Source organism: Thiohalobacter thiocyanaticus (assembly GCF_002356355.1).
Lineage (GTDB): Bacteria > Pseudomonadota > Gammaproteobacteria > Thiohalobacterales > Thiohalobacteraceae > Thiohalobacter > Thiohalobacter thiocyanaticus_A.
The window spans coordinates 1695972-1720713 of sequence record NZ_AP018052.1 but is presented as its reverse complement, the minus strand read 5'-3'; the positions used below and the strand labels follow the sequence as shown (position 1 = coordinate 1720713).

At 64.9% G+C, this 24742-nt stretch carries 19 protein-coding genes; 6 read left to right on the top strand and 13 right to left on the bottom strand.

The window, feature by feature from the left end:
• Positions 1–289: 289 nt before the first annotated feature.
• The 4 genes from CFK21_RS07970 to katG form a co-directional block, all read right to left on the bottom strand.
• Positions 290–1327, bottom strand: coding sequence for a DUF2235 domain-containing protein (locus tag CFK21_RS07970; RefSeq protein WP_096366157.1), 1038 nt, complete (start codon positions 1325–1327; stop codon positions 290–292).
• 106 nt (positions 1328–1433) lie between these two features.
• Entirely contained in the window at positions 1434–1820 is a 387-nt protein-coding gene (locus tag CFK21_RS07965; protein WP_096366156.1) for a hypothetical protein, read from the bottom strand.
• A gap of 64 nt (positions 1821–1884) precedes the next feature.
• Positions 1885–3288: a hypothetical protein gene (locus CFK21_RS07960; RefSeq protein ID WP_157745525.1), complete on the bottom strand. Its 1404-nt coding sequence runs from the start codon at positions 3286–3288 to the stop codon at positions 1885–1887.
• A gap of 263 nt (positions 3289–3551) precedes the next feature.
• Positions 3552–5708 (bottom strand): catalase/peroxidase HPI, encoded by a 2157-nt coding sequence (gene katG, locus CFK21_RS07955; RefSeq protein WP_096366154.1) that lies wholly within the window; start codon positions 5706–5708, stop codon positions 3552–3554.
• A 267-nt stretch (positions 5709–5975) separates the two neighbouring features.
• On the opposite strand from katG, the gene CFK21_RS07950 reads away from it, so the two are divergent.
• Complete coding sequence (locus CFK21_RS07950) at positions 5976–6701, top strand: glutathione S-transferase (protein ID WP_096366153.1); 726 nt, start codon at positions 5976–5978, stop codon at positions 6699–6701.
• Between the two features lie 60 nt (positions 6702–6761).
• Here CFK21_RS07950 and CFK21_RS07945 read toward each other — a convergent pair whose 3' ends face one another.
• From CFK21_RS07945 to uvrA, 3 genes are all read right to left on the bottom strand, one after another.
• Positions 6762–7466 (bottom strand): hypothetical protein, encoded by a 705-nt coding sequence (locus CFK21_RS07945; protein WP_157745522.1) that lies wholly within the window; start codon positions 7464–7466, stop codon positions 6762–6764.
• Positions 7467–7580: 114 nt separating this feature from the next.
• Complete coding sequence (locus CFK21_RS07940; RefSeq protein WP_197702931.1) at positions 7581–7820, bottom strand: hypothetical protein; 240 nt, start codon at positions 7818–7820, stop codon at positions 7581–7583.
• A 46-nt stretch (positions 7821–7866) separates the two neighbouring features.
• Positions 7867–13542 carry an excinuclease ABC subunit UvrA gene (gene uvrA / locus CFK21_RS07935; RefSeq protein ID WP_096366150.1) on the bottom strand — a complete coding sequence of 1892 codons (5676 nt, stop codon included), beginning with the start codon at positions 13540–13542 and terminating at the stop codon, positions 7867–7869.
• 285 nt (positions 13543–13827) lie between these two features.
• On the opposite strand from uvrA, the gene CFK21_RS07930 reads away from it, so the two are divergent.
• Entirely contained in the window at positions 13828–14217 is a 390-nt protein-coding gene (locus CFK21_RS07930; RefSeq protein ID WP_096366149.1) for a hypothetical protein, read from the top strand.
• A gap of 228 nt (positions 14218–14445) precedes the next feature.
• Positions 14446–15396, top strand: a complete 951-nt coding sequence (locus CFK21_RS07925; protein ID WP_096366148.1) for a PDC sensor domain-containing protein — start codon at positions 14446–14448, stop codon at positions 15394–15396.
• Between the two features lie 8 nt (positions 15397–15404).
• On the opposite strand, the gene CFK21_RS07920 is transcribed toward CFK21_RS07925, so the two are convergent.
• The 3 genes from CFK21_RS07920 to CFK21_RS07910 form a co-directional block, all read right to left on the bottom strand.
• On the bottom strand, positions 15405–16532 hold the full coding sequence (locus tag CFK21_RS07920; RefSeq protein WP_096366147.1) for an NAD(P)/FAD-dependent oxidoreductase: 1128 nt from the start codon (positions 16530–16532) through the stop codon (positions 15405–15407).
• Positions 16529–17821, bottom strand: a complete 1293-nt coding sequence (locus CFK21_RS07915) for an SAM-dependent methyltransferase (protein WP_096366146.1) — start codon at positions 17819–17821, stop codon at positions 16529–16531. The genes CFK21_RS07920 and CFK21_RS07915 overlap by 4 nt, the downstream gene beginning before the upstream one ends.
• Before the next feature lie 93 nt (positions 17822–17914).
• Positions 17915–18595, bottom strand: a complete 681-nt coding sequence (locus tag CFK21_RS07910; protein WP_231971477.1) for a class I SAM-dependent methyltransferase — start codon at positions 18593–18595, stop codon at positions 17915–17917.
• Between the two features lie 132 nt (positions 18596–18727).
• Here CFK21_RS07910 and ahcY point away from each other — a divergent pair, with 132 nt between their 5' ends.
• From ahcY to CFK21_RS07895, 3 genes are all read left to right on the top strand, one after another.
• Positions 18728–19981 carry an adenosylhomocysteinase gene (gene ahcY / locus CFK21_RS07905; protein WP_231971476.1) on the top strand — a complete coding sequence of 418 codons (1254 nt, stop codon included), beginning with the start codon at positions 18728–18730 and terminating at the stop codon, positions 19979–19981.
• A gap of 126 nt (positions 19982–20107) precedes the next feature.
• Complete coding sequence (locus CFK21_RS07900) at positions 20108–20620, top strand: GNAT family N-acetyltransferase (RefSeq protein ID WP_157745519.1); 513 nt, start codon at positions 20108–20110, stop codon at positions 20618–20620.
• A 30-nt stretch (positions 20621–20650) separates the two neighbouring features.
• Complete coding sequence (locus tag CFK21_RS07895; protein ID WP_096366143.1) at positions 20651–21814, top strand: M20 family metallopeptidase; 1164 nt, start codon at positions 20651–20653, stop codon at positions 21812–21814.
• Between the two features lie 56 nt (positions 21815–21870).
• Here the strand turns inward: CFK21_RS07895 and CFK21_RS07890 are convergent, their stop codons facing one another.
• From CFK21_RS07890 to xdp1, 3 genes are all read right to left on the bottom strand, one after another.
• A complete protein-coding gene (locus tag CFK21_RS07890) occupies positions 21871–22821 on the bottom strand; it encodes a glycosyltransferase family 2 protein (protein ID WP_096367547.1) in 951 nt (316 codons plus the stop codon).
• Between the two features lie 21 nt (positions 22822–22842).
• On the bottom strand, positions 22843–23694 hold the full coding sequence (locus CFK21_RS07885) for a sulfotransferase family protein (protein ID WP_096366142.1): 852 nt from the start codon (positions 23692–23694) through the stop codon (positions 22843–22845).
• 189 nt (positions 23695–23883) lie between these two features.
• The gene (gene xdp1 / locus CFK21_RS07880; RefSeq protein ID WP_157745516.1) at positions 23884–24612 is read right to left on the bottom strand and encodes an exosortase-dependent surface protein XDP1; all 729 of its coding nucleotides are present in this window, start codon (positions 24610–24612) and stop codon (positions 23884–23886) included.
• Positions 24613–24742 lie beyond the last annotated feature (130 nt).

Sequence of the window (24742 nt, the reverse complement as noted above, 5' to 3'; positions counted from 1 at the left end):
ATGTGGACATCAAAGCCCGACTGGAAGCCTCGGGTTCCAGGCTATTCGTACATCCCGAATAACACAGCAAAGCTGCAGACAGTATACCTCTTCAGTTGCTGATGCCCGGTTAGCGACCCCTTGAGAAATTACTTGAACTGAACCATATAATAATATTTGAAAAATATATTATATGTTCAGATGCCGGAAATAATCCGGAGGTGTCGTATCAGTTACTGACACGGGACAAACGGCGATTTCAGGGATATCTCCGTCACCGCCGAAGGCTACACGCCGGGACCAGGCAGGCTCATTCAGCCATCTCATCCGGCCAACCGAACTCGTCCAGGTACTCCACCAGGTTCTGCGGCCGGTAGTCGGGGTCACCCTCGTAGCGCTGGCGCACCGAACTGTGGATCAGCACCTCACCCTTGCCGTGGTCGATGGGACGCAGGTATTCCTGCCGCAGCCGGTAGAACTTGCGCCGGGAATCGTGCACCGTGGCGAACGGGCTGCCGTGGATCTGCTCGCCCAGGTGGGGTTCGACGCTGAGGCCGGCCTGGGTGGCCTCGTTCACCATCCACACCAGCGGGACATCGGACAACACCCTGCCGTCCGCATCCGGCTTGTAGCTGCCGCCGACATTGCTGTGCGCGCCGGCAAACCACACCTGCCGGATGTCGATATCGGCGCGCGGTTCCCAGACCGTGGGCATGAAATCGATGCGACGCTCGTCGATCGCCATGGCGTGGCGGGCCACGCGGACATTGCGGCCGAGCTTGGTGTCGTAAAATTCGTCCCTGTCGTCGAACAGGCCCAGGAAGGAGATCGGGATACCCATCGCCCCCACCGTGTCCCAGACGCCGACGAACTCCACCTCCCGGGAGGGGTGGGAATGCGCCTCCCGGAACTCGATCGATTTCTCGCCATCGGGCTTGTAGGCCCGGGCCGGATTCTTGTAGTGATCGAAGGCCTGCTGAATCAGGTGCGCCACCGGTCGGGTGACGATGCCGATATTGTTGATCAGACCGCACAGGCAGCGGACGGTGTAGGCGCCGCGGCTGAAGCCGAACAGGTACAATTCGTCACCGGGCTTGTAGTTCTGCACGATATAGCGGTAATCGTCCATGATGTTCTTGTGCAGGCCCTTGCCGGTGGCCCCGCCGACGACCGGGTCGTAGTAGGAGCCCACGCCCCAGTCGTAGAACACCTGCTGCGGCACGCCATCGGTGCCGACGGGCGCAATGGCCCGGGCGAGTTTCAACACATTGGTGGGAAAATCCTGGGCGAGGTCCTTCTCCGGACGGTTCCAGGTGCCGTCCGCGCAGATCACGATTCTCTTTTTCATTGCATCAATCCCTGATGGCCTTGCGACAATAGGCAGTGACCGGGGGATTAAAACCGAATCAGCACCGTTTGTCACCGCCCATACGGACCTTCCCTGCCCGCCGGACTCAGCCGCCGAGCCTGTTCAGCACATGGTCGATGACCCGGCCGTGCTCCTCCTGCGGGCTGAACATGACGATGTCGGTATCCTCCTCGGCGCGCACACTGTGGCCGGGCGGCCAGTAGAACAGATCCCCGGTCGTCGAGGTCTCCTCCTCGCCGTTCTGGTAGATGGCCGTGATGCGGCCGCCCACCACATAGCCCCAGTGCGGGGACTGACAGGCATCGCCCTCCAGACCGTGCAGCAGTTCGGTGATATCGGTGCCGGCGCCGAAGGAGAAATACTCCGCCCCCATCCGGCCGTAGCCGGACACATCGCCGAAATCGGTCTGCTGGCGCGCGGTCGCGCCCGGGACGTCGATCCGCACCGGTATGTCTTCGCGTGCTATGCGCATGCTTGCTCCTCCTTGCTGGTGTCGATTCATGTCAGCGTCAGCTTTTTCCGTGCCTGAGGCAGGGTCATTCCATGCATCTGGGCAGAGTCCCGCACAGCCAGGCCGAATAGCTGATTCGGGTATAGGGCACGTTGAGATTGCGCACAAGATCGGTGTACTGCGTCTGTTTGGCCTCGATGCGCAGCTGGGTGTCGTCGATGGTCTGCTTGTCCCGGTCCTGATGCCAGACCATGTACCAGCGAACGTCGGGATATCCCTCCAGCGTGTGCGGTTCACCCAGGCGCTCGAGCACATAGGCTTTCACAGCATCAGGGCCATCGAAGGTGCTCGCGCTGACGCTGATCCTGCCCACCCGCCCCTCGTAGGCCACCAGCGAAACTTTGCCTGACTGCACGCTCTGGATGCCGAGCCGGGTCTGGTAGGCCCGGGATTCCGCCGGCGTCATTGTGCCGGGAAAGGGTACGGTCTCGCCCTTCTCCAGTTCGGCGAAATCCAGCCAGTACTGGTACACCCCCAGCTTGTGCAGACTACCGCCCTTGTCCTTGAGCCGGAACCCCGCCTGCTGCACCGCCTCGATCGCGGCCTCCAGCGGCATGCCGAGGCGAACGCCCACCAGCCGCGTCTGCGTGACATCGGCGCCGCCCTGCAACGGAGGCGGCAGCAGTTCGATCTGCGAGATATCCGGCACGTCGAGGGACTGGGAAGCGACGACCCGGGACTCAGCCGGCGCAGAGGGCTCCGGCTGCTCCGTCGTCGTCGGCGGTGGAGTCGCCCGGCGATCCGGCGACTGCGATGCGACCGCACGGCTCTGCGCGTCCTTCTGCGCTTCGACATCCGCCCTACCCGGCACCCTGTCAGCACTGGTCCCGGCAACGCCCCCGCCGCTGCCCAGCTGCGCCTGCAGGGCCTCGATATCCCGCTGCGGCAGCAGGCCGTGGATATTGGTCAGCCCCATCAGCGGCCGCATGAACTCGCGCGGCACATTGCGCAGTTCACGCCGGATATTGGTTCCGCGCAGGGCCTGCTGTGCCAGTTCGATCGCCGCTGCCCTGCCTTGCGATTCGGGTGCGGCCAGGAGACCGGCGACGGCCTGCTCCGCCTCGCCGCGGCTACGGTCAAACTGCTGGACATAGCCGGTCAGCCGCATCATGGCCCCGCTGGCGGTCGCCAGGGTCCGGGCAGCGGCAGGGTCGCCGTCCTGCAGAAACTGCTGGCGGCACGTGCGCATCCACTGGCTGAGATTGCGGAAATCCTCCATCGACCAGCGGGTTACCGACTCGCCGAACAGCGGCATCAGGACCTCATCGCGGCTGATGCCGGGAAACTGATAACGGGGAGTGACCTGCCACTGCTGCTTCTGATCATGCTGCGCCGCCCACGACAGGAGTTGCGTGCAGTCCGGCTCGGTGATCCCGGCATGCAGGGGAATGCTGCACAGCAGCAGATACAGGCTGACGACATATTTCATGCTCACCGCCTCCTCGGCGCCATCCCGGGGTTGATTCAAGTATAGAAGCGGATTCCGAGGCTTCTACATTCAGGGGCGGCGGGCATCGGGTCATTCTGATGACCGGGCTGCGCCAAGGCAGGCTCCGGCCGGGATTCAGATGCATGTAAGAATCAAATATGGAGTGGGCGTCGAACCGCAATCATTATCATTCGTCGCCGCCCTTGTCCCTTCGAGACATCGCCGCGCCGCGATACGGTGCGGCACGGCGACGTTCAGCGGGCTCAGGCCAGATCGAAGCGATCTGCATTCATCACTTTGGTCCAGGCCTCGACAAAGTCCCGAACGAACTTCTCCTGGTTGTCGTCCTGCGCATAGACCTCGGCATAGGCACGCAGGATCGAGTTGGAGCCGAATATGAGATCCACCCGCGTGGCCGTCCATTTGACCTGATCCGTCCTGCGGTCACGAACTTCATACAGGTTATTGCCGGCCGGCTTCCAGGCGTAACTCATATCGGTCAGATTGACGAAGAAGTCATTTGTCAGAGCCCCTTCGCGATCGGTGAACACACCGTGGCGGCTGCCGCCGTGATTGGTGCCGAGCACCCGCATACCACCCACCAGCACGGTCATCTCCGGCGCGGTCAGGCCCATCAGCTGGGTGCGATCGAGCATCATTTCCTCGGCGCTGACGATATAGTCCTGCTTGAGCCAGTTGCGGTAACCGTCGTGGAGGGGTTCCAATGGCTCGAATGATTCGGCATCGGTCATCGCGTCAGTGGCATCACCGCGGCCGGGCGCGAAGGGAACGCTGATGTCGAAGCCGGCAGCCTTTGCCGCCTGCTCAATGCCAACGTTACCCGCGAGGACGATGACATCCGCCAGGCTGGCGCCACTGTCGGCCGCGATCGGTTCGAGCACATCCAGCACCCTGCTCAGGCGCTGGGGCTCATTACCTTCCCAGTCCTTCATCGGGGCCAGGCGGATGCGCGCGCCGTTGGCACCGCCGCGGTTGTCGGAACCACGGAAGGTTCTGGCGCTGTCCCAGGCAGTGGCAACCATGTCGCTGATGCTCAGACCGCAGGCGGCGATCCTGTCCTTCACGGCCTGGATATCGTAGTCCGTCCTGCCCGCCGGCACCGGATCCTGCCAGATCAGATCTTCATCGGGCACATCGGGACCGATATAGCGCGCCTTCGGCCCCATGTCGCGGTGCGTCAGTTTGAACCAGGCCCGCGCGAAGGCATCATTGAACGCAGCGGGATCCGCGCGGAATTTCTCCATGATCCCGCGGTAGACCGGGTCCATCTTCATCGCCATATCGGCATCGGTCATGATCGGTTTGCAGCGGATCGAAGGGTCTTCCACATCAACGGGCATGTCCTCTTCCCGGATGTCGACCGGTTCCCACTGCCAGGCGCCGGCAGGGCTCTTCACCGATTGCCACTCATGATCGAGCAGCATATCGAAGTAGCCCATGTCGAACCGGGTGGGGTCGGACGTCCAGGCCCCCTCAATGCCGCTGGTGACCGTATCGCGCCCGACGCCGCGCCGGGTGTGGTTGTTCCAGCCCAGGCCCTGCTCTTCCACATCGGCGGCTTCGGGTTCCGGACCCAGCAGCGCCGCATCGCCGTTGCCGTGAGTTTTACCCACGGTATGACCGCCGGCGGTCAGGGCAACGGTTTCCTCGTCGTTCATGGCCATGCGCTCAAAGGTAACGCGAACGTCATGGGCGGTCTTCAGCGGGTCAGGATTGCCGTCCACACCCTCGGGGTTGACGTAGATCAGCCCCATCATCACCGCGGCCAGCGGGTTTTCCAGATCGCGCTCGCCGGAATAGCGGCTGTGAGGATTATCGCTGGGGGCGAGCCATTCCTTCTCCGAGCCCCAGTAGGTGTCCTTTTCCGGGTGCCAGATGTCCTCTCGGCCAAAACCGAACCCGAAGGTCTTCAGGCCCATGGACTCATAGGCGATGGTGCCGGCATAGGCGATCAAATCGGCCCAACTCAGCTTGTTGCCATATTTCTTCTTGATCGGCCAGAGCAGACGCCGGGCCTTGTCCAGGTTGGCGTTGTCCGGCCAGGAGTTTAGCGGCGCAAAGCGCTGGTTGCCGGCACCGGCACCCCCGCGGCCATCCTGCATACGGTAGGAGCCGGCCGCGTGCCAGGACATGCGGATCATCAGGCCGCCATAGTGACCCCAGTCCGCCGGCCACCAGTCCTGGCTGTCGGTCATCAGGGCATGCAGGTCTTTCCTGAGGGCGTCAAAATCGAGTTTTCTGACCTCATCCCGATAGTTGAAGTCTGCCCCCATCGGGTTCGTCTTGCGGTCGTGCTGATGCAGGATGTCGAGGTTCAGCGCCCTGGGCCACCAGTCCATGTTCGACATGCCGATCTCCGTTGCGCCACCGTGCATCACCGGGCATTTGCTTTCAGACATTGGGCACCTCCTTATTGGGAATTTCGCTGTTTATTACCGGCCTGGCAGGCTGGCATGGCAGAGTGTGGACAGGATTCGATAAATTGACTCCGAATGAAACAGGCCGTTACTGCCCATTGCAGACGGCTGGCACGAAGGGTACGGCAATAACAAGAATGGCCGCGTGGCATGCCCCCCTGACTGTTGCCGGGATTAAGGAAAGTATAGAACCGGATCGCGGCTGATCTATATTCATGGATGCCACCCAGTCGGATTCAAGGAGACAGCATGCGCTACGAACTCTTCTACTGGCCCGCCATCCAGGGCCGCGGTGAATTCGTGCGGCTGGCACTGGAGACAGCCGGCGCCGACTATGTCGATGTGGCCCGCGAGGGCGCCGCCGGCATGCAGAGGATGCTGGACCTGATGCAGAGCCCGGAGTTGAAACACCCACCTTTCGCCCCGCCCTTCCTGCGGGCCGGCAGGCTGGTCATCGCTCAGACCGCCAATATCCTGCACTACCTGGGGCCGCGGCTGGGCCTGGCGCCCGATTCAGAGGCCGGCCGGCTGTGGGCACACCAGCTGCAGCTGACCGTGGAGGATTTTCTGGTGGATATCCACGACACCCACCATCCCATCGGCGCAAATCTCTACTACGAGGATCAGAAGCCCGAGTCACGGCGCCGGGCGAAATACTTCCGGGAGGAACGCGCCCCGGAACTGCTGGGCTATTTCGAGGGCGTACTCCAGCACAACGGCGGCCAACGCGGCTGGATGCTCGGCCGCAGTCTCAGCTACGTGGATCTGTCCATGTTCCAGCTCGTGGCCGGTCTGCGCTATGCCTTTCCGAAGCTGATGGCGGGGATCGAGCCGGATATCCCCGGCCTGGTCGCCCTGCATGACCGGGTGGCCGGACGACCGAATCCGGCGGCCTATCTCACCACGCAGCGGCGGCTGGCTTTCAACGAGGATGGGATCTTCCGGCATTATCCGGAACTGGATAAGCAGTCATGAAAACCGCTGGCCCATGTGCCCGCAAGATTTCCGCAGCCTGACTGCCTCCCTCGATCCGCCTTATTCGAATGGATTATCGGAAAACAGGATGCTGAGATATGGCGCATACGTCAGTACTGCACCCTGCATCCCCTTCAGGTCATTGAACGCGGCCGCCACCTGCACCAGACACGATTCATTCCGAGGCTCTGCTTTCAGTGCCTCCAGGGCAGAGAGCAGGGGTTTGATATCGTCGGCAACAAGATAGGTTTCCAGCATCTGAATCGCGTGCTCAATCCTCTCTGCATCAACAGCCTGCACCTTGACCCGCAGTCGAATATCATGGGATTCCTCGAATTCCGGCGGTTCATGATGATGATTCCCATCGAATTCGCCGGAATGAGAAGCTGCCTTTACCCCGGCGGCAACGCTGTATTCTTCCAGCACCCGCCGCTTCAGCGCCTCGACAAAGGCATCGAATTCCTCGGGGTTCGGCTGGTTCAGCAAAAGCGACAGCACCGGCTCGTTTGTATCGCGACCATGAAACTCAAGACATGCCTGGTTGACGACGGGGTTGGGGTTCAACATCGACAGCGACACCGTCAATTTTTCCTTATTGAATGGCGTCTTTATCCGCACATGAATGGCATCATCGATTATCTCGAATTCCCGGGTGCCTTTCAGAAAGCGTTTTTGTGTCAGCTTCATGCTCATGGTGATGTGATGATCTACCTGAATATCCGGTTCAATGGTGTCGGTTGAAATGACACAGGGGCGCGGCGGCAAAATGCAATCCCGATGATCCACCACCAGGCCCGCAGCTCGATAGCGACCGATTTCGGCAAATCGGAGATTGCCATGTCGCCGCGCTCCCCGCAATGACGGCCTGATGCTGATCGGCTATGTCTTCTGCTTCGCCACCCACTGCACGTGTCGCCTGATCTGGTCGTCCCGCTGCAACTTCTCCAGGGTGTTCAGTTCCTTCGCCAGCGTCATCTCGTCGTGGGCATTGTGGATGCCATTGTGACAGAGGCGGCAGACATGGATGCCCGCGGCGAGCTGCTCCCGGCTGTAGTGCCTGACGAAGTGATTGCGGCGGTGGACCTTGCGCGGGATGAGGTGATGGAAGGTCAGGGGCACGGCGCGGCCACAGAGGGTACAGGTTCTGGAGGAGTTGTGAAATGGCTTATCCACCCAGAAAATCCTTGAGGAAGCGGGCAGTGTGGGATTTCCTGCTGGCACTGAGGGATTCCGGTGTGCCCTGGGCAACGACGCGGCCGCCGCCCGCGCCGCCTTCCGGGCCCAGGTCGATGAGCCAGTCGGCCTCGGCGAGCACATCCAGGTTGTGTTCGATCACCACCACGGTGTGGCCGGCACCGACCAGGCGGTGCAGGACCTGGATGAGCTTTTCGACGTCGGCCATGTGCAGACCGACGGTGGGTTCGTCCAGGATGTAGAGGGTGCCGGGGCGGGTGGCCGGCTCGGCCGCGTCGGTTCTGGCCTTGGCCAGTTCACTGACCAGCTTGATGCGCTGGGCCTCGCCGCCGGACAGCGTCGGACTCTGCTGGCCCAGGGTGAGGTAGCCCAGGCCGACGTCGTCCAGCAGCTGCAGGGCACGGTGGATCTTCGGGTGGGCCTTGAAGAAATCCACGGCCTCGCGCACATCCATGGCCAGCACCTCGCCGATGCTCTTGTCCTTATAGAGGACCTCCAGCGTCTCGCGGTTGAAGCGGGCGCCATTGCACACCTCGCAGGGCACCTTCACGTCCGGCAGGAAACTCATCTCGACCTTCTTGAACCCCTGCCCCTCGCAGGCCTCGCAGCGCCCGCCCTTCACATTGAAGGAGAAACGGCCCGGGCCGTAGCCGCGCAGGCGTGCCTCGGGGGTGCCGGCGAACAGCCTGCGGATGTCGTCCCAGAAGCCGATGTAGGTGGCCGGGCAGGAGCGCGGGGTCTTGCCGATGGGAGTCTGGTCCACCTCGAGCACACGCTTGAGATGCTCGATGCCCTGTATATCCCTGCAGCCGATCAGTGCCGGCGTCTTTTTGCCTTTGGCTTTGCCGCGCTGCAGCAGGGCGTGCAGGTTGGTCTGCAGCACCTCGCGCACCAGGGTGGACTTGCCGGAGCCGGAGACACCGGATACGCCGATCAGCCGGCCCACGGGGAAGCGCACATCCAGGTTCTTCAGGTTGTGCAGGCGCGCGCCCTGGATCGCGATGAAGGCGTCGGCCCCCTTGCCCTTGATACGCACCGGGCGGCGTTCACTCAGCGGGTGCCTGAGCGGATGGGCGAGGAACCTGCCGGTGAGCGAGGCCGGATTTTTCATCAGCTGATTGACGGTGCCGGCGGCGACCACCTCGCCGCCCTGCACCCCGGCGCCGGGGCCGAGGTCGATGACATGCTCGGCGCGGCGGATGGTGTCCTCGTCGTGCTCCACCACCACAATGGTGTTGCCCTTGCCCTCCAGCCGGCCGAGGGTATCGAGCAGCATCTGATTATCGCGTGGATGCAGACCGATGGTGGGCTCGTCCAGGATGTAGCACACCCCGCGCAGGTTGGAGCCGAGCTGGGCGGCCAGGCGGATGCGCTGGGCCTCGCCGCCGGACAGGGTCGGCGCGGCGCGGTCCAGGGTGAGATAGCCCAGGCCCACGTCCTGCAGGAACCCCAGGCGGCTGCGCAGCTCGGGCAAGATGTCGCGGGCGATCTCGGCCTCCCGGCCCTTCGGGCGCAGCCGGTCGAAGTGCTTGCCGGCGTCACTGACGGTCAGACCGGCCAGTTCGGCGATGGAGCTGTCACGATAGTAGACCGCCAGCGCCACGGGGTTGAGCCGCTGGCCCTCGCAGGCGGGGCAGGCGCTCTCTTCGCCTTCCCACCAGTCGTTCCACCAGGTTTCTTCCCCGGTCTGTTCCGCGTCGAAGCCGGCCAGACGCAGGCCGGTGCCGTAGCAGGCCTGGCACCAGCCATGTTTGGAGTTGTAGGAGAACAGCCGCGGGTCCAGTTCGTCGAAGCTGCGGCCGCAGCCGGGGCAGGCGCGGTGGATGGAGAAGGTCACGCCCCTGCTGCTGCCGGGGCCGCTGTCGGGCAGCAGCTGGATGACGCCCTTGCCCAGGTCCAGGCCGAGCTGGATCAGCTCGCGCAGTCGGCCTTCCAGTTTGGGCGCCACCTTCACCTCGCCCACCGGCAGTTCGATGTCGTGCTCCTTGTAGCGATCCAGGCGCGGCCAGTCGGCGGTCGGAGTGAGTTCGCCATCGACGCGCAGGTGTTCATAGCCGCGCGCCAGCGCCCATTTGGCCAGGTCGGTGTAGTAGCCCTTGCGCGCCACCACCATTGGAGCGAGCACCCTGATCGATTTGTTGCGATAGTCGCGCATCACCCGGGCCAGGATGGAGGCCGGGGTCTGCGGCTCCACCGGGATCATGCAGTCGGGGCAGTACTGGGTGCCGAGCTTGACGAACAGCAGGCGCAGGAAGTGATGGATCTCGGTCAGCGTGGCCACGGTGGACTTGCGCCCGCCGCGGCTGGTGCGCTGCTCGATGGCCACGGTGGGCGGGATGCCGAGAATGGCGTCCACGTCGGCACGCGCCGCCGGCTGCACGAACTGGCGGGCATAGGCGTTGAGCGATTCCAGGTAACGGCGCTGGCCCTCGTTGAACAGGATGTCGAAGGCGAGCGTGGACTTGCCCGAGCCGGACACGCCGGTGATGACGGAGAACTTCCCGCGCGGGATGTCGACGGTGACGTTCTTCAGGTTGTGTTCGCGGGCATGGCGGATCTCGATGTGGCGGGAGGCGGCGGGCGCCGCTTTATTCGCCGTGGTTTCGAGGTCGGTCGGGACGCGGGCCTGGGCGAGGCTGGCGGCGTAGTCGAGTAAGGCCAGGCCGGTATGGCTGGCCACCCGTCCTTTCCCGTCATCCCCGCGCAGGCGGGGATCCAGGCTTCCGCAGTCTGTGGATCCCCGCCTGCGCGGGGATGACGGAGCATTGAGGTCAGCGGTCCTCATTAACGCCTGCGGCGTCCCGGCGAACACCAGCTCGCCGCCGCCCTCCCCGCCCTCGGGACCGATGTCGATCACCCAGTCGGCGGCGCCGATCACATCCAGGTTGTGTTCGATCACCACCAGCGAGTGGCCCTCGGCCTGCAGCCGGCGGAAGGCCTGCAGCAGCTTGTGGATATCGTCGAAGTGCAGGCCGGTGGTGGGCTCGTCGAACAGGAACAGGGTGCGCGGTGTACCTTTGCTCTTGTTCCTGCCCCTGCCCTTCGCCTTGCCGCCGGTCTTGGCCAGATGGCCGGCGAGCTTCAGGCGCTGGGCCTCGCCGCCGGACAGGGTCGGCACCGGCTGGCCCAGGGTGAGATAGTCCAGCCCCACGGCGGCCAGCGGCTCCAGCGCCTGCTGCACGGCGGCGTCCCCGGCGAAGAAGTCCAGCGCCTCGGTCACGGTCATGGCCAGCACATCGGCCACCGAGACCGCGCCTTCCCGGCTTCCGGCCGGCGGCGGCAGCCGGATCTCCAGCACCTCGGGGCGGTAGCGGCTGCCGTCGCAGTCGGGGCAGCGGATGTAGACGTCGCTCAGGAACTGCATCTCCACGTGTTCAAAACCGTTGCCGCCGCAGGTGGGGCAGCGGCCGTCGCCGGAGTTGAAGCTGAAGGTGCCGGGTTTGTAGCCGCGCTCGCGCGCCTCGGGATGAGCAGCGAAGCGTTCGCGGATGGCGTTCCAGGCCCCGACATAGCTGGCCGGGTTGGAGCGGGTGGTCTTGCCGATGGCGGACTGGTCCACCAGCACCACTGCATCGATATGCTCATGGCCGCTGATGGCCCGGTGCTCGCCGGGCGGGTCCACCGGGCTGCCCTTGAGCTTGCGCAGGCCGTTGTAGAGCACGGTCTGCATCAGGGTGGACTTGCCCGAGCCGGACACGCCGGTCACGCACACCAGCCGGTTGAGCGGCAGGCGCACGTCGATCTGTTTCAGATTATGCGCGGCGGCGCCCTGCACCTCGATGCAGGGGCCGTCCGGCTCCGGCGGCGACGCGGCGTCCTCGTCATCCACGACGGACTTCTCGCCGCGCAGGTATTGCGCGGTGAGCGAACGCCTGTTGCGCAGCAACTGTTTCGGCGTGCCGAAGAACACCGCCTCGCCGCCGCGCTCGCCCGGCCCCGGGCCCATGTCCAGGATGCGGTCGGCGGCGAGCATGATCTGCGGGTCGTGCTCGACCACCAGCAGGGTGTTGCCGGCATCGCGCAGCCGGCGCAGTACGCCGGTCATGCGGTCGATGTCGCGCGGGTGCAGGCCGATGCTGGGCTCGTCCAGCACGAACAGGGTATTGACCAGCGAGGTGCCAAGCGCGGTGGTGAGGTTGATGCGCTGCACCTCGCCACCGCTGAGGGTGCGTGACTGCCGATCCAGGGCGAGATACCCGAGGCCGACCTCGACCAGGTAGCCCAGGCGCGAACGGATCTCGGCCAGCAGCAACTCGGTGGCCTCGTCCAGTGGCTTCGGCAGTTGCAGCTGCTCGAACAGGCGCAGGACGCGGTCCAGCGGCAGCAGCATCAGGTCGTGGATGGTCAAGCCGGGCAGCTGTTCCAGCCGCTCGCGGGACAACTGCATGCCGGGCGGATAAAAGCGCTGATCAGGGGTGAGTGCGTTATCGGTATTGCCCCGTGTACCCAGCCGCCACAGCAGCGGTTCCGGCTTCAGGCGCGCGCCGCGACAGGCGGGGCACTCGTTGTAGGCCCGATAGCGCGACAGCAGCACCCGGATGTGCATCTTGTAGCTTTTGGTCTCCAGCCAGGCGAAGAAGCGCTGCACGCCGTACCAGACACCTTCGTCCCAGTCGCCCTCGCCCTCGATCACCCAGCGCTGCTGCTCCTCGGTCAGCTCCTGCCAGGGGATATCGGTGGGGATGCCGCGCCTGTGCGCGAAGCGCATCAGATCACCCTGGGCCTCGATGTAGCTGTCGGTCTGCCAGGGCTTGATCGCGCCGTCGGCCAGGCTGCGCGCGGGATCGGGGATGACCAGGTTGTAGTCGATGCCCTGGGTGCGGCCGAAACCGCGGCAGGTCTCGCAGGCGCCGACCGGGGAGTTGAAGGAGAAGCTGTTGGGGATCACCGGCGCATAGTGGATGTCGCAGTCGGCGCAGTGCAGTTCACTGGAATAGCGCCAGGCGGTCTGTGCATTACCCGCGTCATCCAGCGGCTGGATGTTCACATGCCCATGGCCGTGCTTGAGCGCGGCCTCCAGCGCCTCGGTGAGACGCTCGCGTTTTGCGGGCTCCAGCCGCAGCCTATCCTGCACCACCTCCAGGCGTTTGCCCTCAAGACGCTGGATGCGGGTATAGCCCTGCTGGCCGAGCAGGCCCTCGACCTCCTCCAGGCTGAAGTTGTCCGGAACCTGAATGGTGAAGCTGATGCTGGCGCGCGAGGCCGAGGCATCCGCGCGCTGCAGCAGGCTGTCGGCAATGCTCTGCGGCGTGTCGCGGCGCACCCGGGCACCGCAGCCGCGGCAGTACAGCTGCGCGGCGCGGGCGAACAGCAGCTTGAGGTGATCGTTCAGCTCGGTCATGGTGCCGACCGTGGAGCGCGAGGTGCGCACCGGGTTGGTCTGGTCGATGGCGATCGCCGGCGGGATGCCGTCGATGCGGTCGGCGCCGGGCTTGTCCATGCGGTCCAGGAACTGGCGCGCATAGGGCGAGAAGGTCTCCACATAGCGGCGCTGGCCCTCGGCATAGACGGTGTCGAAGGCGAGCGAGGACTTGCCCGAGCCGCTCACGCCGGTGACGACAATGAACTCGTTCAGAGGCAGGTCGAGGTCGAGATGCTTGAGGTTGTTCTGGCGCGCGCCGCGCACGCAGATGGCGGGTTTTGCCACGTCGGTGTCCGGTTGGTGGAGTGGGTATTGAGAGTCGGATTTTACCCGTTTTCAGAGCACAACGTCATCGCGGGCGGGGCGTGGCAAGCCCCCAACGCAGACTCGATCGGCAAGAGATTGCCGCGGCGCTTCGCGCCTCGCAATGACGATCAATTGACCAAACTACAGGGAACAGGGTCGGCGATAAACCGATACCGCGTGGGGTTATGGAACTTCCCTGTTGCCGAGGGCTTCTATACTCGTGAGACTGCAAGCGCAAAGCGGGTCCCCCGCGAGGAGGCTGTCATGGAGCACACCCCCGGTTATCGTGTTTTCGCCTACTGGATGCTGGCCGCAGGCGCGGTGCTGGCGTTCATCTCCGGCCTGGCGCCGCAACCGGCCATGGGCCATGAACTCTGGGTCAGCGTGATCCTGGCCGGCCTGGTACCCTATATCGTCTACGCCATGACCTTCCCGCATCTGCGCGGCTCCGCCCTGACCGTCCCCGGCGCCGCCCTGGTGCTGATTCATGCCGGACTGGTCGCCAACCAGCGTTTTCTCAACTTCAACGGCTACGAGGACGGCCTGATCTACACAGTACCGCTGGTGCTTGCCGTGATCATGGCGGGGCTGGTGGTGTGGGCGCTGCTGAACCGGGATCCGATGGGCCGGCCCTGGCATCCGCTGCATCACTGATGCCTGCCTCAGCGACAGAGGCGGCCGGGCGCACCGGCCGGCCTGAACAGCGATAAACGTCATTCCCTGCACAATCAGGGCGCATACCACGCCCTGATTGCACCTCTACCGTCCCGGCCTCCACACACCGAGTACTGCAGGCCCCTGTTTTTCCCCACAGTCGGGATCAGGCACGAATAGTGCCTGACAAATGCAGATTGTCACGGCGGCGGGGAGAAGCCAGACACCATGGACGAATTGAGGCAGGAGGTCTCGGCCAAGAAACGCGCCATAGCGGCATTGATTGATGCGCCCCTGAATCAGCTGGCCGATTGCTGCAGGCCGGTATGGGATGACAACGACGCGCTGGATCGGTGTCTGCATCAGGCTCTGGAATCACTGCCCTACTGCAATCATCTCTATGCCATCGCACCGGATCTGAAGCAGGTGTCCTCCAACGTCGGTCATGGCCGCATCGATTCGGACAAACGCGAGCAGGACCTGGCCGACCGCCCCTACCTGGAATCCACCCTGCCCTACCGCGGCTTCGTGTTGTCGAACATCTATCTCGACCGGCTCGACCACGAGCCCTGCATCACCGCCGTGCAGGCAGTGAGCGCGGATGAGCGGCTGCTGGGCTTCGTGCTGGCGGACTTCCGGCTGCGCGACCTGCCGTTGACCACACCCGTCACCGCGCTGCTCCGCCGGCAGCAGCAATTCAGGGGCGATCCGGCCATCCGCGGCGGGATCTTCGCTCAGGAACGCACGCAGAGTTTCCTGGATGAACACATTCAGGCCACCCACGCGATGGCACAGACGCTGATGCAGGGACACGGCGTCTTTCATCTCAAGCTGCACTACTCCAGTTCCCGGGTCACGCTCTGGCTGCTGAACGATCCCTGGTCCTATCGCGTGCACGGAGTGGAGGAGATCCTGGACCCGGAGATCTGCCTCGCCTATCCGCCCTGCAGCTATTCGCAACGGGCCAGTGTCGCGGCGGACCGGATCGAGGCGGTGTTCGAACAGTTCCGGGCACTGCGCACCCTGGACACCAACATCTATCTGCGCTCGGGCTCGCTGAACCTGATCAACGGCATGGTGGGGCTGACCTTTTCCTGCGACGGGTCGTATTACATCCCGGTGGATGAGTTCATTCGCCGGAGTCTGGGATTCTGGCTCGGGACGAGCCATGCGGGATAGGGCCTGGCTCAGGCCGCCGTGCGCAGCGGCGGCTGATGCACATGGAGGAACCAGCGATCCAGCACCACGTGGCGGGTAAACCAGCGGTTCTTCAGCAGCGGCGCGGCCAGACGCTGACGCAGGCCGTCGGGGATCATGCTGTAGTCATTCGTCTCCAGCGGTCCGAAACGGGCCTCCAGCCGCTGGCGATAGGGCGCGAGACGGGCGACGCTGTAATCGCCGTCGGCCTCGCGCAGGGTCTGCGCGGCCAGCACGGCGGACTCGATCGCCGGCCGGATGCCCTCCCCGCTCTGGGGATAGGCCAGGCCGGCGGCGTCGCCGATCAGCAGCACACCGTCGTCGATGAGCGGCCGGTTGCCGTGGGCATAGAGCAGGTAGGCATGACCCTTGAAGCGATGATCGATGTCCGCGGGAATGCGCCCGCTGGCCTTGAGCCAGTCCATGAAGGCGTCGATGTGCTCGGACAGCCGGTGATTGTCCTCACGGCCCAGGCCGATATTCAGGTAATCCCCCTTGCGGAAGATCCAGCCGTAGCCCTTGAGGTCACGGCAGAAGTACAACTCCGGCCGGCGCGCATCGACCCGACAGGCCTGACGCTGCGCCGGCGTCATCTCGAACTCGATCTCCTTGGCCGCGACCACCGGCTCACCGCTGCCGACGCGGGCGCCGAGTTGTTTCGCCACCGGGCAGAAGTGGCCGCCGGCTCCGATCACCAGCGGCGTGCGCAGACGGTCGTTGATGAGCCATTCACCCTCGCGGCGCTCCATTTGCTTCAGTGGCTCGCCGAGCAACAGTCGGGCATCGCTGCGCCGGAGCAGATAATCGTCGAACTCGCAGCGGCGGATGCCATAGCTGACCACCTCCGCATAGTCGACCTCCACCGCATCACCGCCGATCATGCCGCTGCGGAAACTGCTGATCGGCTGCAGTACCCGGCCGTCGGCATAGTCGTCGCGATCGATCTCCAGGGTCTGGAGCACCAGCGGTGTGACCCAGCCGGCGCACACCTTGTCCCGCGGGAAGGTCTTCTTGTCCAGGATGACGACATCCAGCCCGGCGCGGCGCAACTCGCGGGCGCAGGTCGCCCCGGACGGACCGCCGCCGACGATCAGGGCGTCGCAGCGTTCCCCGCTCATGCCGGCTCCCGGTAGATATAGTCGCGGGTCCAGGGCAGTTCGTTGCTGCCGTGGCGGTTGAACACCACCTGGAACAGCTGCAGGGCGCCGCTGGTGAAGGCGGCGATGGAGCCGGCCAGGTACAGCCGCCAGGCGCGGACGAAGGTGTCATCGAACATGTCGCGCACGCGGTCGGCGTTGGCATCGTAACGCTCCAGCCAGTGCTCCAGGGTGCGGGCGTAGTGCAGACGGATGTTCTCCACGTCCAGCACCGACAGCCCCCAGGGTTCGAGTATTTCGGTGATCTCGCTCAGGCTGGGAGGATAGGCGCCGGGGAAGATGCGCCGTTCGATCCATTCGTTCATGGGGCCGGGAGCGTCACGGCCGATGGTGTGGATCAGGCCGCGGCCATGGGGCGCCAGCACCCGATCGATGGTCTCGCCCAGGGCGCCGTAGTTGTCCACGCCCACGTGTTCCAGCATGCCCACCGAGACAAAGGCGTCGAATTCGCCCTGGATGGCACGGTAGTCGTCCTCGATGAATTCGACCCGGTCGTCCAGCCCTTCGGCGCGGGCCCGCTCGCGGGCAAAGGCCAGCTGTTCGCGGGAGATATTGTAGGCCTTGACGTGGACACCGTAGTGGCGCGCCATGTGCAGTGCCAGCGCGCCCCAGCCGCAGCCGGCCTCGGCCACCCGGTCGCCGGGCTGCAGCCGCAGCTTGCGGCAGACATGGTCCAGCTTAGCGGTCTGCGCCAGCTCCAGACCGGCTTCGGAATGCGGATAATAGGCACAGGTGTAGACCATGTTCTCATCCAGCCACAGCCGGTAGAAGTCGTTGCCGATGTCGTAGTGATGGGTGATGTTCTGGCGGGCGCGGTCCTCGGTATTGCCCTGACGCCGGGCCAGCAGGCGCACCAGCCGACCGCGCAGGCCGTCGCGGCGGACCTTGTGCAGATGGCGATAGACCACATCCAGAAACTCGGCCAGGTTGCCCTCCACCTCGATGCGCCCGGCGCTGTAGAGCTCGCCGAACTCGTAATGGGGGTTGCCCAGCAGCTTCTGCAGGGCACGACGGTCATGGATGTGCAGACGGGCGACCGGTTCGGTCCGGCTGGAGGCATACTCGGAGCCGTCCCACAGCCGGACCGCCACTGGCGGCTGTCCGGCCAGGTCGAACAGGCGTCGCACCAGCCAGTTGCCGGACTGGCGCGCACTCTCGCCGGCGTTGTCCACCTGAGTGATACGGGGACGTTCAGGGGTCCCGTTGCCGGCTGGGTAAGAATCCTGAGCCTGATCCCGCTTGTTCAACATATCGACTCCTCGACATCGTTTCCTTCCGGGTTTACCCAAAATCCGCTGCCGGTGCAAGTCCTCGCCGTTGCTCCGCTCCGCCGCCGCCGGGGTCTACTCGGCCCGTGCCGCGGTCTGTGACAGGGGCGCGGCCATCGACATCGGCATATCCATGCGGTTGCGCGCATGCAACAGCATCCAGTAGCCGAACAGGTTCACCGGAATACGTTCCACCAGATCGAGGCGGGTCTCCCACAGGAATTCCTCCAGCGAGAAATCCGGCCGCCAGCCCAGGCGCCGCGACAACGGCGCCAGCAGCCGCTCGATGCCGCCGAGCACCGGGTTGGCACTGGAGAAGTGGTTGAGAATGAACAGATCGCCCCCGGGCTTGCATACCCGCCCCATCTCCTCGATCAGGCGCGCCGGCCGGGGCGAGACGGTGGCGACGTACATGGCGGCCACCTTGTCGAAGCTGGCATCATCGAAGCTCATGTCCTCGGCATCCATCAGTTCCAGCCGGACCCGGGACTGCATGCCCAGGCGCCGGCAGCGCCGTTCGGCCCGCTCCAGCATCTCGGGCGAGAGATCGATGCCGACGATCTCCACGTCGGCGGGATACATCGGCAGCGACAGCCCCGTGCCCACGCCCACCTCCAGCACCCGGTCGCCCGGTTGCAGGTCCATGCGCTGGACCAGGGTGGTACGTCCGGCGTGAAATACCCCGCCGAACAGCAGATCGTAGCCGGCGGCGTAACGCTTGTAGCTTTTTCGTATCGCCTCGATATCCAATGTCATCCCCTTCCGCTAGCTGGCCAATTCAGGCGCGTGTCGTGTCTCCGGACAGACACCTGACGCAGTACATACTATCTTAACCTAAGAAAAAAATGGACAATCCGTCATTATTTCCAACCCACCATGGTGTCATACATGGCAGATATCAAGAACCCCGACCTGGCCGCCGGCGGCCGCGAGCGCATCGCCTGGGCCGCCCGGGAAATGCCGGTGCTGCGCCAGCTGAGTGAACGCCTGGGCCGCGAGCGCCCCCTGGCCGGGCTGCACATCAGCGGCTGCCTGCACATCACCACCGAGACCGCCAACCTGGCCCTGGCCCTGCAGGCCGCCGGCGCCGAGGTCGTGCTGTGCGCCAGCAATCCGCTGAGCACCCAGGACGACGTGGCCGCCGCCCTGGCCGGGGATCACGGCATCCCGGTGTTCGCCATCCGCGGCGAGTCCACCGAGACCTACTATGGCCATATCAATGCCGCGCTCGATCACCGCCCCGTCATCACCCTGGACGATGGTGCCGACCTGGTCAGCGAGATCCACAAACGCCGACGGGACCTGATCGACAGCATGCTCGGCGGCACCGAGGAAACCACCACCGGCGTCATCCGGCTGCGGGCGATGGCCGCCGAGGGCGCGCTGAGCTACCCGGTGATCGCGGTCAACGACGCCCAGACCAAGCACCTGTTCGACAACCGCTACGGCACCGGCCAGAGCACCCTGGACGGACTGATCCGGGCCACCAACATCCTGCTCGCCGGCAAGACCTTCGTGGTGTGCGGCTACGGCTGGTGCGGCCGCGGCATCGCCATGCGGGCAAAGGGCCATGGCGCGCATGTGATCGTCACCGAGGTCGAGCCGTTGCGGGCGCTGGAAGCGGCCATGGACGGCTTCCGCGTCCTGCCGCTGCGGGAGGCGGCGGCGATCGCCGATTTCATCGTCACTGCCACCGGTGACAAACACGTGGTGGACCGGACTCACTTCGAACGCATGAAGGACGGCTGCGTACTGGCCAACTCGGGCCACTTCAACGTGGAGATCAACATCCCCGCACTGGAGGCCCTGGCGGTCGAGCGGCGGCGGCCGCGGGCCTCGGTCGAGGAATTCTTGCTGGCCGACGGCCGGCGCCTGTGCCTGCTGGCCGAGGGCCGGCTGGTCAACCTGGCCGCGGCCGAAGGTCACCCCTCGGCGGTCATGGACATGAGCTTCGCCAACCAGCTGCTGGCAGTGGTGCACCTGGCGCAACACGGGCGCGAACTGGCAGCGCAGGTGCATCCGGTTCCCGCGGAGATCGACCGCGAGGTCGCCCGGCTCAAGCTGGCGGCCATGGGCATCGACATCGACAACCTGACCGGGGAACAGCGCGACTACCTGAGCTCCTGGCAGGAGGGAACCTGAAGCATCCTCCAGCATCGCGGGAGCGGGCGTGTCCACCTGGCCAGCCGGAACATCCATGCTGACAGAACTGCGGCCCTCAGGTAGGCTGCGACTGTCACTTCGAACCGCAACAAAGGCATCATGACCATGTCCACCGATCCCGCCGCCGCCCTCCATATCCGGGAAATGGAACTCGAGGATCTCTCCACCGTCTACGCCCTGGGCGAGCGTGTGTTCACCGCCGACAAATGGCCCAGCCTGTACCGGACCTGGGACGAGTACGAGGCGGTCGGGCTGTTCTCCTCTGATGGCGAGTACTGCCTGGTTGCCGAGCGTGACGACCGGGTGGTCGGCTTCGCGCTCGGCACCCTGATCAACAAGCGCAAGAGCGCCTGGACCTACGGCTACCTGATGTGGCTGGCGGTGGAGCCCGACCTCAAGCGCAGCGGCATCGCCTCGCAGCTGGTCGACGCCCTGACCGAGACCTTCATCCGGACCGGCGCCCGCATGATGATCGTGGACACCGACGCGGCCAACGCGGCCGCCATCGCCTTCTTCCACCGTCACGGCTTCGGCAACGAGGACAAGCACGTCTACCTGAGCAAGAACCTGACCAGTCACCCCGATTATCAGCGCCTGCGCGATGAAGGCCTGGACTGAAGCCGCCACCGGACAGCGAGACCCTGGATCATGACGCAGTCACTGAAAGACATACTGGAACAGATCAACGATGACCGCCTGGTCGAACTGCTGACCGAGGCCGTGGCCCAGTACAGCCCCTCCTTCGCCGAGGAGCCGGCCATGGAGGTGTTTGCCTCGCAGCTGGCGCAGGCCGGCATCAGCTACCTGCGTCAGCCGGTGGAAACCCCAGGCGGCACCATGGGCGATGCCCGCGCCAATCTGATCGTCCAGCTCGGCCCGACCCCGCCGGCCTTCATGTGGGTCGGGCATGTCGACACCGTACCCATGATCGACGAGGAGGAGCAGGCCCTGCGCCGCGAGGATGACGTCCTGCACGGCCTCGGCACGGCCGACATGAAGTCCGGCTGCGCCGCCATCGTCGAGGCGGTGACCGCGCTGCACGAGGCCGGCGCGGAATTCAAACACGGGCTGTGCATCGCCCTGGTGGTGGGCGAGGAGGAATACGGCGACGGCGCCGAGGCCCTGCTGCAGGCCCATACCGCGCCGCTGGTGGTCATCGGCGAACCCACCGGACTCACGCCCTGCATCAATCACTACAGCTACTACGAGTGCCGGCTGAGTGCGCGCGGCACCCGCGCCCATGCCGCACTGCCCGAGGTCGGCGCCAGCGCCATCCACGCCATGCTGGAATGGATGCAGCAGCTGCTCCAGGTCGGCAGCGAGGCCGAGTTCGCGCGCCAGCTCACCATCAATCCGCGCGAAATCCGCGGCGGCGCCGATCAGTTCGTGGTAGCCGAGGACTGCGAGGCCGCCATCGACATCCATGCCCCGCCGGGAGTGGACCGGACCGAGGTCGACGGTCTGATCGAGATGGCGATGCTGCGCGCCCGCGAGACGCACCCGACCTGCCGGCTGGAGTACGAGAACATCTTCTGGGGCCCCGGCTACGCCAATCCTGCCGACCATCCCCTGCTGACGCCGTTGAGCGCAGCCTATGGCGCCTGCGGACTGGCCTGGGAGCCGGTGGCCTTCCGCTCGCATTCCGACGGCAGCCTGTTCCACCAGAGCGGCGCGGTGCCGGTGATCTGCGGTCCGGGCCGGCTGGAGGTCGCCCACACCCGCGGCGAGCATGTGGCGCTGGAGGAAGTGCGCCGCGCTGCGCGGCTGTACACGGCCATGATCTACGAGGCCTGCGTGAAGCAGGAGGGGTGAAGCGCAGCGTAACCCATCATGCCGATTGCGATGGGTTGCGCTGCGCTTCACCCCTCCTACGCCCGGCCTTTGACGCCGCGCAGCACCGACAGCAGGTCACGCAGTGCCGTCGGACCGGGGGATTCGATCAACTCCGGCAGGATCGCCCTGATCGCCTCCGCGCGCCGCCCCTGGCGCAGCAGCGCCGTGGCCCAGTCGCGCCGTACCCGCCGCACCAGGGCCCTGAGCGCCCGGCCCACACCGGGATCCGCATCCCGCAGATCTGACCGCAGCCGGGTGAAGGTGACCACGGATTCGGCCTGCGCCCGCAGGCTGTCGGAACGGATCGCCCCGGTGTCATGTACGGTGTATACCGCCATCGGCGCGGTGATCACGCCGACGGCCCGGGCGCGGGCACACAGCTGGACGATGCAATAGACGTCCTCGCCCACCGCAATGCCCGCAGGGAAACCGCCGACCGCCTCCATCAGCGGCTTGGGTACGCTCAGGCAGCGGACGTCGGAGAACTGGTGCTCGATGAACTGCAGGATATCCTCGCCTTCCATGATGACTTCACGCCGGCCGCCGGCCTGCTCCAGCAGCCGCTGACCGACCGCGGTGCCTGCCATGCCGGTGCCGAGCGGCCTGCCGGTCTCATCGCGGTGTTCGAAGTTGCCGACGTAGAAATCCAGCCCCGGATTGCGTTGTATCCATTCGGCATGCCACCTCAGGCGGTCGGGCAGGTACAGATCGTCGGCATCCAGAAAGGCGAGCCAGTCGCCGCTCGCGGCGCGGATGCCATGATTGCGGGCGGCGGATACGCCGGCGTTGGACTGATGGATGTAGCGGACCCGTTCGCCATAGGCCAGGATGCGGTCGGCGGTAGCGTCGCTGGAGCCGTCGTCGACGATGATCAACTCGTGTGCCGGCCAGCTCTGCGCCAACACGGAATCGATGGCGGCAGCAATGGTCGCCTCGCTGTTGTAGGCGGGGATGATGACCGAGAACCGGGGGGAATGGTCGGGCATGGGCATGGGCATGCGCTCGGCTCAGCCGTAAAGGGTCTTCCACTCGGGGAAGTCGCAGCCGAGCAGTCGGCGGAGTTCCTCGGTCTGTTCACGCTGGATCGGACGCAGGTAGTCCACGGCCGCCCGGCGGTCGACGTCGGCGCGATCGACCTCCTTCTGGGACAGCCTGACACCGAGCCTGCGCACGCCCGCCGGGACCCAGGGGCCGACCCGGTCCCACAACCGGGAGTGGCGCAGCCGGTGCAGCAACCCCCTGCCGCTGACCTGCTGGACGCGTTCGGCAGTGACGTTTTCGCGCTTGGCCGGATCCGGCGGCACGAAATCGGGGTCCACGCCCAGCCAGGCGAATACCTGCTGCACCGTAGTGAGCGGATCCGACTGCAGCGCCTCGAAGGTCAGGGTGAGAATGCGCTCTCCCGTGAAGGCGTCGAGATAGGGCCGCAGCTGGCGGGCGTAATGGCTGACCTCGAGGTAGTGCGGCTCCTCGCGCAGCGCCGTGAGCATGTCCCGGCGCTCGGCCCGGTGCGTGACCATGTGCCAGTAATGGCTCAGGGTGCGCTCGACCGGATCGCGCATGATGTAGATGAAGCGCGCCTGCGGATTAAAGGCCCGGATCCTCTCCACCACGCCGGCAAACCGCGGCAGCTTGCTGTAGTCGGTACTGGATTCGCCGATGACGGGGACATCGCCGGCCGCGGCAAACAGCTTCAGGTAGGCCGCCTCGCTCTCCCAGTAGCGGCGCTCCCACATCTCCGGCCAGTAGCGCCTGAGCTGGTCCGGGTCCAGGAAATAGCACGGCTCCTTCGGCTCGCACATGAACACCTGGGGATGCATGGCGAGCAGCGCATGCAGGCTGGTGGTACCGGATTTCATCGCCCCGATCAGAAACAGGTTGGGCTGGACGGCACGAACAGCATCTGGGATGTTTGATATCACAATCAGGGATTTCTGCAGCAGGCAATCTGCCGGGAGTATAAACCGTTTGAGGGAGGAGATTCAGGTTTCCTGACAACAAAAAAAGAGGGCCGGAGGCCCTCTTTCACGACCGCTGCCGGTGCGCAGTCACATCACTCGACGGCGACGAGCACGCAGCATCAACGGCAGCCCCGCCATCAACAGCGCCAGGGTTGCCGGTTCCGACACGGTGCTCGGGGGCGTGGTGCCGGCCAGCGAGTAGATCTTGAAGTAGTCGTTGCCGATGTAATTGCTGCTGCCGCTCCAGAACGCCGGGTTGAGTGCGCCGATCAACCAGTAGCTGGACTTCACGGTCGTGGCGGCAAGGTTGTGGACATAGTGCTGGCCATCGTATGCCACCGACGGGCCGGTGGAATTCTGGACCAGGGTCCAGCCGCTGCTGGCCAATTCGCCGTATTCATAACCGGCCAGCCCCGGAGCCCCGGCACCGGTATAGGCAAGTACCGAAATATCGATGTCGCGATAGCTTCTGCCGCCCCAGCCGGTGACGTCGATCTGGCTCAGGGTCACTTCCTGGCCCTGGAAACTGAACAGGACCGAGTCGAAACGTCCGGAGTTGTCCACACCGTGCTGACCGTCACCATCGGCGTTGTACACGCCCAGGCCGTGACTGTAGTCGCGCAGACTGGCACCCGCCAGGTCGGTGTTGCCGCCGCCGGCCGTATTCGCCCAGGCGCTGACTTCGACCTGAGAGCCGTCCGAGCCCTGAAACATCATGCTGTTGCCATAGGCGGTACTGCCACAACCGCTGACGCAGTTGATACTGCCGCTGTGGTTGGCGAACTGCCACACCCCCGCCACAGCCTGTGCGCTCATCAGCGACAACACTGAACCCAGTACAGATGTCACGATCAAGGATTTGCGAAATGCCATGTTGGTCACCTGCTGCTGATTGATTGTGTCGGCATTCCTGTCCGGAAAAATGACATAAGGGCTCCATTCTTAT